Source organism: Bacillus sp. GMa5/1 (assembly GCF_050172015.1).
Taxonomy (GTDB): domain Bacteria; phylum Bacillota; class Bacilli; order Bacillales; family Bacillaceae_G; genus Bacillus_A; species Bacillus_A cereus.
Map to the genome: position 1 here is coordinate 1 of NZ_JBNLYC010000146.1, position 10,086 is coordinate 10,086.

Here is a 10,086-nt window from a genome sequence, read left to right on the forward strand (position 1 = left end):
TACAGTTATGTGCACGAAGATCTATTAGGATTGGAGGAAATAATGATGAAAGCTGAAGAGAAATTTTCCCCGGGATTAGATGGTATAGTGGCAGCGGAGACGAAAATCTCGTTTCTTGACACAGTAAAAGGTGAAATTGTAATTCAAGGGTATGACTTAATCGAACTCTCAAAAACAAAAGAGTATTTAGACATTGTGCACCTTTTATTGGAGGAACACCTACCGAATGAAGATGAAAAAGTAACACTTGAAAAGAAATTAAAAGAAGAATATGCAGTACCAGAAGGTGTATTCAACGTACTAAAGGCATTGCCTAAAGAGACGCATCCCATGGATGGATTACGTACAGGTGTGTCAGCGTTAGCTGGTTACGATAATGATATCGAAAACCGCTCGTTAGAAGTGAATAAAAGCCGAGGGTACAAGCTGTTAAGTAAAGTGCCAAACATTGTAGCAAATAGCTATCATATTTTAAATAATGAGGAGCCAATTGAACCTCTTAAAGAATTATCTTATAGTGCGAATTTCTTCTATATGTTAACTGGTAAAAAACCAACTGAACTTGAGGAAAAGATCTTTGATCGTTCCCTTGTTTTATATAGTGAGCATGAAATGCCAAACTCTACATTTACAGCTCGCGTTATTGCATCAACACAATCAGATTTATACGGTGCTTTAACAGGTGCAGTTGCATCTTTAAAAGGAAGTTTACATGGCGGTGCAAATGAAGCGGTTATGTACATGCTTTTAGAAGCTGGTAATGTTGAGAAATTTGAAGAGTTATTACAGAAGAAACTATATAACAAAGAAAAAATTATGGGCTTTGGACACCGTGTTTATATGAAGAAGATGGATCCAAGAGCACTTATGATGAAGGAAGCTTTAAAACAGTTATGTGATGTAAAAGGTGATTATACACTATATGAAATGTGTGAAGCTGGAGAAAAGATTATGGAAAAAGAAAAAGGAATTTATCCAAATCTTGATTATTATGCAGCTCCAGTATATTGGATGCTAGGTATTCCAATTCAACTTTACACACCAATCTTCTTTAGCTCTAGAACAGTGGGGTTATGTGCGCACGTTATTGAGCAACATGCAAATAATCGTTTGTTCCGTCCTCGTGTAAATTATATTGGCGAGCGACATGTACTTAGTAAATAAGAACAACTGGGGAGTTGTTAGCGCCGCCCGCCAGATGGGTGTTTGACCGACACCCATCATTAATAATAACGAATTTTCGACAGAAAGGGAAGAATAGCATGATTAAAACAAATGAAATTAAGCAAAAAGATGCATTATTAGAAGAGATTACCGATTATGTATTAAATAAAGAGGTTACTAGTGCAGAAGCATTCAGTACAGCTCGTTACGTATTACTTGATACACTTGGATGTGGAATTTTAGCACTGCAATATCCAGAATGTACGAAATTACTAGGACCAGTTGTGCCAGGAACAATCGTGCCAAATGGTACACGTGTACCAGGTACGTCTTATGTACTAGATCCAGTAAAAGGTGCATTTAATATCGGATGTATGATCCGTTGGTTAGACTATAACGATACTTGGCTTGCAGCAGAGTGGGGACATCCATCTGATAACCTAGGCGGAATTTTAGCAGTTGCAGATTATATTAGCCGTGTTCGTATTTCAGAAGGAAAAGAAGCTTTAAAAGTACGTGAAGTATTAGAAATGATGATTAAAGCACATGAAATTCAAGGCGTGCTTGCTTTAGAAAACAGCTTAAACAGAGTTGGTCTTGACCATGTATTATATGTAAAAGTAGCAACAACTGCAGTAGTTGCGAAAATGCTTGGCGGAACACGTGAAGAAATCTTTAATGCATTATCACATGCGTGGATTGATAATTCTAGTCTTCGTACATATCGTCATGCTCCAAATACGGGCTCACGTAAATCATGGGCTGCAGGTGACGCAACGAGCCGCGGTGTTCATCTTGCAATGACTGCTCTAAAAGGTGAAATGGGTTATCCAACAGCATTATCTGCGCCAGGATGGGGATTCCAAGATGTATTATTCAATAAACAAGAATTAAAATTAGCAAGACCACTAGAGTCATATGTAATGGAAAATGTATTATTTAAAGTGTCATATCCAGCAGAATTCCATGCACAAACGGCTGCAGAATGTGCAGTGAAGTTGCATCCGGAAATTAAAGAGAGATTAGATGAAATTGACCGTATTACAATTACAACTCATGAATCAGCAATTCGTATTATTGATAAAGAAGGTCCATTAAATAACCCAGCTGATCGTGATCATTGCTTACAATACATTACGGCAATTGGTTTATTAAAAGGAGATATCGTTGCAGACGATTATGAAGATGCAGTAGCAAACGATCCACGTGTGGATGAATTACGTAATAAGATGGTTGTTGTTGAAAACAAACAGTACAGTTTAGATTACCTTGACCCGAACAAGCGCTCAATCGCCAACGCTGTTCAAGTTCACTTTAAAGATGGCACAGTAACAGAAAATGTGGAATGTGAATATCCACTTGGTCACCGCTTCCGTAGAGACGAAGCAATTCCAAAAGTTGTTCAAAAATTCACTGCAAATATGGCAGGTCATTATTCTAGTAAGCAACAAGAACAAATTCATGAAGTTTGTTTAAATGAAGAAAAACTAGAAAATATGAATGTAAACGAATTTGTAGATCTATTCTTAATTTAATAATAGGGGGAATTTAGAATGGCTTGGGTTGTGAAAAAGCAGTCAACACAAGAGGAGCTTGCGAATCGATTCCGAGCTTTAGTAGAAGCAAATGAAATTTTGCAAATTCCAGGTGCTCATGATGCAATGGCGGCTTTAGTTGCAAAAAATACAGGTTTTTCAGCTCTTTATTTATCAGGAGCTGCTTATACTGCAAGTAAAGGCTTACCAGATTTAGGTATCGTGACGTCTACTGAAGTGGCTGAGAGAGCAAGAGATTTAGTAAGAGCTACAGACTTACCGGTTCTTGTTGATATTGATACAGGATTTGGTGGTGTACTAAATGTAGCGAGAACAGCTGTAGAAATGGTGGAAGCGAAAGTAGCAGCTGTCCAAATTGAAGATCAGCAATTACCAAAAAAATGTGGACATTTAAATGGTAAAAAACTTGTTACTACAGAAGAATTGGTTCGAAAAATTAAAGCGATTAAAGAAGTTGCACCGAGCTTATACATTGTAGCACGTACTGATGCTCGCGGCGTTGAAGGATTAGATGAAGCAATTGAAAGAGCAAATGCATATGTAAAAGCAGGTGCAGACGCAATTTTCCCTGAAGCGCTTCAATCAGAGGAAGAATTCCGTCTATTTAATAGTAAGATAAATGCACCTTTGCTTGCGAATATGACTGAATTCGGAAAAACTCCATATTATAGTGCAGAGGAATTTGCGAATATGGGCTTCCAAATGGTTATTTATCCTGTAACTTCACTTCGCGTTGCAGCGAAAGCGTATGAAAATGTGTTTGCTTTAATTAAAGAAACAGGTTCTCAAAAAGATGCACTTTCTAATATGCAAACGAGAAGTGAATTATACGAAACAATTTCATATCATGACTTTGAAGAGTTAGATACTGGTATTGCAAAAACAGTATTATCAGAAGATCAATAGATAAAGCAGCGAAGGCGATGAAAATACATCTTTGGCAAAATAAAATGCTTGATGTGAAAAATCATCGCCTTCTATTTTCAAAAAAGATATTCCACTCATCGTAGACGAGCATAAGCAAAAAGCTATGAAAGCCGAATGATAGGGGGATACATATGGAGAAAACGAAGTTACCATGGGATGAATTTTTTTCACTTAATAAAGATATAAATCATACTTACTTTACACCAGAAGATTTTTCAGGTGATGAAGATTTAATCGCAAAAACGACAGAACAATTCGTTAAACAAGAAATTGTTCCACAAATGGAGAATATTGAACAACATAACTATAAAGTTTCTCGTCAATTATTTGAGAAAGCTGGGGAACTTGGATTATTAGGCATTGAGGTACCAGAAGATTATGGCGGGTTCGAGTTAGGAAAGGCTGTCTCAGGTCTTGTAGCAGAGAAAATGGGTTACGCTGGTGCGTTTAGCGTTTCTTTTAATATACACGCTGGTGTCGGTACATTGCCTTACATATATTATGGAACGAAAGAGCAAAAAGAAAAATATTTACCGAAAATCGCATCGGGAGAATGGATTGGGGCTTATGCTTTAACGGAGCCAAATGCTGGTTCGGATGCATTAAGCGCAAAAACAAGCGCCGTATTGAATGAAGAGGGAACAGCTTGGAAGTTAAATGGTGAGAAGCAATGGATTACAAATGCTCATATGGCAGATGTATACGTTGTTTTTGCGAAGACAAATAAAGGAATGACAGCGTTTATTGTCGAAAGAACATGTGAAGGTGTATCTATTGGATTAGAAGAAAAGAAAATGGGGATTAAAGGTTCTTCAACAGCGACTCTTATTTTAGAAGATGTTGTCATCCCTGCTGAAAATGTTTTAGGGGAAGTTGGGAAAGGGCATCACGTAGCCCTTAATATTCTTAACTTTGCTAGACTTAAACTTGCTTTTGGAAATATTGGAACAGCAAAACAAGCAATTGGTTTGTCGGTTCAATATGGAAAAGAGCGAAAACAGTTCCAAACGGAATTAGTAGACTTTACGATGATTCAAGAGAAAATTGCAAATATGATCATTGCTACATATGGAGCAGAAAGTGCAGCTTATCGTACAGCAGGTGTAATCGATGAAGCAATTCATGAGAGCGATGAAGATCTTATGAAGAAAATGTCCCAATTTGCAATTGAATGTGCACTGAATAAAGTAAATGCTTCTGAAACACTTGCTTATATCGTAGATGAAGCTGTACAAATTCATGGTGGTTACGGTTATATGCAAGAGTATGAGGTAGAACGATTATATCGTGATGCAAGAATTAGTCGTATTTTTGAAGGAACGAACGAAATTAATAGATTAACAGTTGCTAAAATGTTAATGAAGCAAATCGAACAATTAGAAGACACTGAAGTAGAAAGTGATGTAGCAAATGTAGAAAGAAACCATCGTTACATTTTATTAGCGAAAAAATTGTTGAAACAATCTTTGAAAACGCTCTCTAAAACTCCAGGTCTAAAAATTGACCAAGAACAAGAATATTCACGTGTAATATCAAATATGTTGACGGACGTGTACATCATGGAATCAGCGTTTTTACGTACGAGAAAAGCAGTACGTAAAAATGGAGAGGAAAAAGAACGTACGAAGCAACTCATAACGGATGTTATTTGTGAAGAAGGATACCGTAAAGTAGAAGAAGCGGCGATTTCTGTACTTTCAGCAGCTGTCACAGAAGAACAAGATAGAAATGTGATTTTAGCTGAAATCCGTCAATTATTAGTACCTTTATACACGAACGTATTTACGAAGAAGAGAGAAATTGCGAAAGCTATTATAAATCGTGGGAAATATATTGTGTAAATAGGAGGAAAGCGATATGAAAAAGATTGGTTTTATCGGTTTAGGTAACATGGGTCTTCCAATGTCAAAAAATCTAGTTAAATCAGGTTACACAGTATATGGCGTGGACTTAAATAAAGAGGCGGAAGCGTCCTTTGAAAAAGAAGGCGGAATTATCGGTCTATCAATCTCAAAACTAGCAGAAACATGTGATGTAGTTTTTACAAGTTTACCTTCACCTCGCGCTGTTGAAGCGGTATATTTTGGAGCAGAAGGATTATTTGAAAATGGTCACTCGAATATAGTTTTCATTGATACAAGTACGGTATCGCCGCAGTTAAACAAACAATTAGAGGAAGCTGCAAAGGAAAAGAAAGTAGACTTTTTAGCAGCACCTGTGAGCGGTGGTGTAATCGGAGCCGAAAACCGAACATTAACGTTTATGGTTGGTGGATCAAAAGAGGTATATGAGAAAACGGAATCTATCATGGGCGTACTAGGCGCGAACATTTTCCACGTTAGTGAGCAGATTGATAGTGGTACAACTGTTAAGTTAATTAATAACTTATTAATTGGTTTTTATACAGCTGGTGTGAGTGAAGCTTTAACATTAGCGAAAAAGAACAATATGGATTTAGATAAAATGTTTGATATTTTAAATGTAAGTTACGGTCAAAGTAGAATTTATGAACGTAATTATAAAAGTTTTATAGCACCTGAAAACTACGAGCCAGGATTTACTGTGAACTTATTGAAGAAAGATTTAGGATTTGCAGTTGACTTAGCTAAGGAAAGCGAACTCCATTTACCGGTAAGCGAAATGTTATTAAACGTATATGACGAAGCGAGTCAAGCTGGATATGGTGAAAACGATATGGCTGCTTTATATAAGAAAGTTAGCGAGCAATTAATTTCTAATCAAAAATAAATTATACAAAGGAGAGAATACAATGATTACAACTGAAATTAAACGAGTAAAAAATCACATTAACGGTGAGTGGGTTGAATCGACAGGTACGGAAGTAGAAGCAGTTCCAAATCCAGCGACTGGAAAAATTATCGCTTACGTTCCACTATCTCCAAAAGAAGATGTTGAAAAAGCTGTTGAAGCGGCAAAAGCAGCATTCGAAACATGGTCTAAAGTACCAGTTCCAAATCGTTCAAGAAATTTATATAAATATTTACAGCTATTACAAGAAAACAAAGATGAGCTTGCAAAAATCATTACGCTAGAAAATGGTAAGACGCTAACGGATGCAACAGGTGAAGTACAGCGTGGTATTGAAGCGGTAGAACTTGCAACATCTACGCCAAATTTAATGATGGGTCAAGCACTTCCGAATATCGCTAGCGGAATTGATGGATCGATTTGGCGCTACCCAATTGGAGTTGTTGCTGGTATTACGCCGTTTAACTTCCCGATGATGATTCCGTTATGGATGTTCCCACTTGCAATTGCTTGCGGTAATACATTCGTATTAAAAACATCTGAAAGAACGCCACTTTTAGCGGAGCGACTTGTAGAATTATTCTATGAAGCAGGTTTCCCAAAAGGCGTATTAAATTTAGTACAAGGCGGAAAAGATGTTGTAAATAGCATTTTAGAAAATAAAGATATTCAGGCTATTTCGTTCGTTGGCTCTGAGCCGGTAGCCCGTTACGTATATGAAACAGGTACGAAACACGGAAAACGTGTACAAGCGTTAGCAGGTGCGAAAAACCATGCGATTGTAATGCCAGATTGCAATCTTGAGAAAACAGTACAAGGTGTAATTGGATCTGCATTTGCAAGTAGTGGAGAGCGCTGCATGGCATGCTCAGTAGTAGCAGTAGTGGATGAAATTGCTGATGAATTCATTGATGTATTAGTAGCAGAAACGAAAAAATTAAAAGTAGGCGATGGCTTTAACGAAGAGAACTATGTTGGACCATTAATCCGTGAATCTCATAAAGAGCGCGTTTTAGGCTACATTAATAGCGGTGTAGCAGATGGGGCAACTTTATTAGTAGATGGCCGTAAAATTAATGAAGAAGTTGGAGAAGGTTACTTTGTAGGTGCGACAATCTTTGATGGCGTGAATCAAGAAATGAAAATTTGGCAAGATGAGATTTTTGCTCCAGTATTAAGCATTGTACGAGTTAAAGATTTAGAAGAAGGTATTAAACTAACAAATCAATCTAAATTTGCAAATGGTGCAGTTATTTATACGTCAAACGGTAAACATGCACAAACGTTCCGTGATAATATCGATGCTGGTATGATCGGTGTAAACGTAAATGTCCCAGCACCAATGGCATTCTTCGCATTTGCAGGAAATAAAGCGTCATTCTTTGGTGATTTAGGTACAAATGGTACAGATGGCGTTCAATTCTATACACGTAAAAAAGTTGTAACTGAGCGCTGGTTTTAATATAAAATAAACAGCCAAATTAGTTATTAAATGAAAACCACCACTATTAATAGTGGTGGTTTTCATCTTGTTAATTACTTTTTTCAAAAGCAAGTTTAATACCAAAACCAATTAAGACGACTCCCGTTAACCCTTGAATATAACGCTGCGTCTTCGGTTTTTTCATAAAAGCACTAATTTTATCAATTAAAAATATATAAAAAGCGAACCAAATGGCTGTTAAAACGAGGTAAGTAAGGCCCATTACGAGTAGTTGGATAAACGTATTATGATTTGGATTTAAAAATTGCGGTAAAAACGTTAAAAAGAATACTGCAACTTTAGGGTTTAATAAATTCGTAAGAAACCCTTGTCGAAAGCAAGAGGTGTGTTCATCTTCATTATTTAAAGATATATCGTTCGTATCAATGCCTTCTTTATTTCTTACTGCTAAAAGGGCTTTAATACCAATATAAATTAAATATAGAGCCCCAACGTACTTGAAAATAGAAAATAAAAGAGCTGACTTTACAATAAGTGCAGAAAGACCAATTACAGCAGCTAAAGTATGAATTAATAGTGCAATACATGTACCAAACACTGTTTTCACTCCACCGACTTTACCAGCAACCAATGTATTTTTCGTAGCCATTGCTGTATCTGGACCAGGTAAAATGATAAGGCAAATAGACATAATGATGAAAAGAAGATAATTTTCTATCATAGCCGCCCCTCCTTTTTATTTTTAGAATATTTGATTAAAATCAGTGTAGCACAAAAATGGATTTAATAAAATTAAATTTTGTTAAAAATAATTAAATAAAAAAGGCTATATAGTAGCTGTAATTACACTACTATATAGCTTCGATTTTATACCGCTATTTGCGGGTAGTAAGATTTTCACCGCACAAGATTTAGCTGAAGCAAAGAAGTTAGGTAGGGGATGAACAAAACATCCCCTCATGACAATTTCATTTTATGCATTAAGTAAGTTAAAGAAACGATTCACATCTTCTTCTGAAACGTCACTTAACTGTTTATATTTATAATTCGGATTTTGATCTTTATCAACGACAACGGAGCGTACTCCCTCGAAGAAATCTTCATGTCGCATGAAATTTTTAGCAAGTATAAGGTCCGTAGCGAAACATTCTTCAACGGATTTATCTTTTCCATCAATAAACTGTTTTAATGTTACTTTTAGTGAAATAGGGGATTTTGATAACAGTGTTTCTTTCGTTTTTAGAGCAAAGGAACTTTCATCTTTCTCCAATGAATGGATGATTTCTTCAATTGTATCGAAAGCAAAATGTGAATTGATTACTTCTAATGAAGGAGCGAGCTCGCTTTCTAAGTTTGGAGCAGTTGCAAATGTACGAATAACTTCTTTTAAATTAGTATGTACATCATCTTCTTTATGCCAATTTACACTTTCAAGTTCAGTAAGAAACTCTGGTAATGAATCAGATGTCATAAAGTAATCAGCAGCATTAATAAATAATACGTCAGAAGCTTTTAAAATAGATGCTGTTAAAGCAACGAATCGTCCTGTATATCCAGGCGCTTTATTTAAGAAATATGCAGCTCCGACGTCTGGGAAGAAGCCAATATTCATCTCTGGCATTGCCCATTTCGTACGCTCAGTTACAATGCGATACTTCGCACCATTTGTAAGACCGACACCACCGCCCATTACAATTCCATCTAAACAAGCAATAATCGGTTTTGTATATTGATAAATATATGTATCAATTTCATACTCTTCTTCAAAAAAACGTTCTGCATGTTGCAATGCCACTTCATTGGAACGCGCTTCATAAAGAGTTTTAATGTCGCCTCCTGCACAAAAACCTTTTGTGCCAGCTCCTTTTAACACGATAAGTGCAATACGCTCATCGTGTTCCCACTCTTTAAGTTTTTGTCCGATAGGTTGTAACATGTCATAAGATAAAGAATTAAGTGCTTTTGGACGGTTTAAAGTAATTGTCGCAACGCCGTTTTCACTAACAGAAAATAAAACTTGTTCAGTCATAATGCATCCTCCCTTACATATCTTCTTATTCTTAATTCTTGATATGTACTGAAATGTCCTTTATAAATTTTGTCAAAAGTTGACGGTAAATATTAATTTGGTCACTGCATATTTTGACGAGTTATCTTTGCAGGATTTCAGAGACTGAGGGGGAATATTACAACATTACTGTAAGTGTAATTATTTGAAGTTATAAT

The 10,086-nt window shown here is 36.2% G+C and carries 8 protein-coding genes; 6 read left to right on the top strand and 2 right to left on the bottom strand.

Annotation, left to right across the window (positions count from 1 at the left end; genetic code table 11):
- Nucleotides 1–42 precede the first annotated feature (42 nt).
- From mmgD to ACQGSG_RS22935, 6 genes are all read left to right on the top strand, one after another.
- Nucleotides 43–1,164: a citrate synthase gene (gene mmgD / locus ACQGSG_RS22910; RefSeq protein ID WP_002041090.1), complete on the top strand. Its 1,122-nt coding sequence runs from the start codon at nt 43–45 to the stop codon at nt 1,162–1,164.
- A 98-nt stretch (nt 1,165–1,262) separates the two neighbouring features.
- Nucleotides 1,263–2,699, top strand: a complete 1,437-nt coding sequence (gene prpD, locus ACQGSG_RS22915) for a 2-methylcitrate dehydratase (RefSeq protein WP_000598123.1) — start codon at nt 1,263–1,265, stop codon at nt 2,697–2,699.
- Nucleotides 2,700–2,717: 18 nt separating this feature from the next.
- Complete coding sequence (prpB, locus tag ACQGSG_RS22920) at nt 2,718–3,626, top strand: methylisocitrate lyase (protein WP_426948102.1); 909 nt, start codon at nt 2,718–2,720, stop codon at nt 3,624–3,626.
- 152 nt (nt 3,627–3,778) lie between these two features.
- Nucleotides 3,779–5,488, top strand: coding sequence for an acyl-CoA dehydrogenase family protein (locus ACQGSG_RS22925; RefSeq protein ID WP_000415991.1), 1,710 nt, complete (start codon nt 3,779–3,781; stop codon nt 5,486–5,488).
- A 16-nt stretch (nt 5,489–5,504) separates the two neighbouring features.
- Entirely contained in the window at nt 5,505–6,395 is an 891-nt protein-coding gene (locus tag ACQGSG_RS22930; RefSeq protein WP_000719408.1) for an NAD(P)-dependent oxidoreductase, read from the top strand.
- A 22-nt stretch (nt 6,396–6,417) separates the two neighbouring features.
- On the top strand, nt 6,418–7,878 hold the full coding sequence (locus tag ACQGSG_RS22935) for a CoA-acylating methylmalonate-semialdehyde dehydrogenase (RefSeq protein ID WP_065704214.1): 1,461 nt from the start codon (nt 6,418–6,420) through the stop codon (nt 7,876–7,878).
- Between the two features lie 70 nt (nt 7,879–7,948).
- On the opposite strand, the gene ACQGSG_RS22940 is transcribed toward ACQGSG_RS22935, so the two are convergent.
- A complete protein-coding gene (locus ACQGSG_RS22940; protein WP_000572358.1) occupies nt 7,949–8,581 on the bottom strand; it encodes a LysE family translocator in 633 nt (210 codons plus the stop codon).
- A gap of 252 nt (nt 8,582–8,833) precedes the next feature.
- Nucleotides 8,834–9,889: an enoyl-CoA hydratase/isomerase family protein gene (locus tag ACQGSG_RS22945; RefSeq protein WP_000139776.1), complete on the bottom strand. Its 1,056-nt coding sequence runs from the start codon at nt 9,887–9,889 to the stop codon at nt 8,834–8,836.
- Nucleotides 9,890–10,086 lie beyond the last annotated feature (197 nt).

Coding starts and splice junctions, on each gene's coding strand:
- mmgD (WP_002041090.1), top strand. CDS start 43: ATGATGAAAGCTGAAGAGAAATTTTCCCCGGGATTAGATGGTATAGTG.
- prpD (WP_000598123.1), top strand. CDS start 1,263: ATGATTAAAACAAATGAAATTAAGCAAAAAGATGCATTATTAGAAGAG.
- prpB (WP_426948102.1), top strand. CDS start 2,718: ATGGCTTGGGTTGTGAAAAAGCAGTCAACACAAGAGGAGCTTGCGAAT.
- ACQGSG_RS22925 (WP_000415991.1), top strand. CDS start 3,779: ATGGAGAAAACGAAGTTACCATGGGATGAATTTTTTTCACTTAATAAA.
- ACQGSG_RS22930 (WP_000719408.1), top strand. CDS start 5,505: ATGAAAAAGATTGGTTTTATCGGTTTAGGTAACATGGGTCTTCCAATG.
- ACQGSG_RS22935 (WP_065704214.1), top strand. CDS start 6,418: ATGATTACAACTGAAATTAAACGAGTAAAAAATCACATTAACGGTGAG.
- ACQGSG_RS22940 (WP_000572358.1), bottom strand. CDS start 8,581: ATGATAGAAAATTATCTTCTTTTCATCATTATGTCTATTTGCCTTATC.
- ACQGSG_RS22945 (WP_000139776.1), bottom strand. CDS start 9,889: ATGACTGAACAAGTTTTATTTTCTGTTAGTGAAAACGGCGTTGCGACA.